The 1,649-nt window shown below is 56.7% G+C and carries 1 protein-coding gene; it reads left to right on the top strand.

The features are described from left to right. Nucleotides 1-477: 477 nt before the first annotated feature. A partial coding sequence (locus LG367_RS18185) for a trypsin-like serine peptidase (protein ID WP_226470679.1) occupies nucleotides 478-1,649 on the top strand: 1,172 nt, incomplete at its 3' end.

Raw genomic sequence — 1,649 nt, forward strand, 5'->3', positions numbered from 1 at the left:
GCGGGACGCGCTTGTGTCCGGCCAGGGTACCTGGCTGGAACGCATGGCGGGTGCAGTCGACACAATGCACGTCCGCGAGGAAGGCATAAGCAATGATGCGCATCTGCCCCAGCTTGTGCGTGCAGTGGCAGCAGGCTGCCCGTCCACTTTGCTTCCGACACCAGCGGGGGAATCCGCCGAGCATCCTCAAGGAGCAGGAGCATTGCGCTGTCGTTTCGGCGAGTAGGTCCGGAATGAATATCGGAGAAATTCACACCAATGTCACATGGATACATGGTGTGCAAATGCATCGCACACACAGTCATCACATGATCAAAACGATTTTCGGATTCGGAAGAGAAAAAACAAGCAAGAGGTGGGGAGGGAATAGTGTCGGCACGTTTTTCAGAACATGTCCTGTTCATTAAAGACCGTCTAAGGGCAGTGCGCCGGCGGGCATCCGGTGTTCTCTCAACTACCTTGAGGAGTCAATCCGTCATGATCCAAGGAAACGCATTGCGCTTGACATTGGCTGTTGCTGTCTCTGGAGCAATGAGTGCCGCGGCCGCTACACCGGACCAATCTGGGGCGGTAACGAAAATGGGGCCCGCACCTGTGACCGCAGCCCCAAAGGCGGACGCTTTAGGCGGGTCTGAATTTCGGACTGGGAGTCACGCTAAGAGCAGTCGCAGCGCGACACATGTTGTCGATCTGGTGGCTCCCGACCAGGCGGTGATTAAGAGTTTCCATGCCCATCGCTTGCAGCAGTCAAAAACAGGCATGGCCAAGATGTTGCAAATCGGATTTGGACGCAAAGTGAACCGTCGCATTGATTTAACCGGCTTGCCATGGGAGCCCCTGGTCGATGGGACGCAAGGGGCACGCTTTGTTATTGCCTCCGCTGGTGCGGCAGCGCTGCGTGCGCAGCTATCGCTAAAACCTGTAAAGAAATCTGTGAGTAATCCAGCTACTATCAGTTTGCGCTTCGCAGGCGATGATGGCCGGATTTTTGGAGACAGTGGCGACACATTCGCTGGTAATCAGGCGATCTGGACGCCGATCGTCTCCGGGGATGCGATGACCGTTGAGATCGTCTTGCCTAAAGGGCAGCGTCCCAGCGACTATGTCCTCACGGTGCCCAAGCTCTCGCACCTGATGTTCAACCCGGTCACGGATTCGCGCGAGATCGGGAAGTCTTTTGATGATATCGGGGAAAGTGGCTCCTGCGAACAGGACATCGTCTGCCGCAAGAATCCTACGCCAGGTTTCCTGGCTGCGGCCAGCGCCGTTGCGCACATCGCCATCAGCGGCGATGAGGGAGACACGAGGTGGTGTACGGGCACTCTGCTCAATAACAACAATTCGCCCAAGCGCTCCCTCTTCTGGACGGCTGCGCATTGTGTTGCTGATCAGGCGGCCGCAAGTTCGTTTGTCACGTATTGGTTCTTCGAGGCTACGGCCTGCGACAACGATACGGCGAGTCCAAAGACAGTGGTCTTGAGCGGTGGCACAAAGCTGTTGTTTCGAAATGCGAATCGGGATACCGCCTTGCTGGAGCTGAAGGCAGCCCCGCCCAGCGGAGCGTATTATGCAGGATGGAGTAGCGAGCCGATTGACACGCTTGGCGTTTCGGCTGAGGGCATTCATCACCCGGCTGGCGATTTGAAGAA

Source organism: Luteimonas panaciterrae (assembly GCF_020511115.1).
Taxonomy (GTDB): domain Bacteria; phylum Pseudomonadota; class Gammaproteobacteria; order Xanthomonadales; family Xanthomonadaceae; genus Luteimonas; species Luteimonas panaciterrae.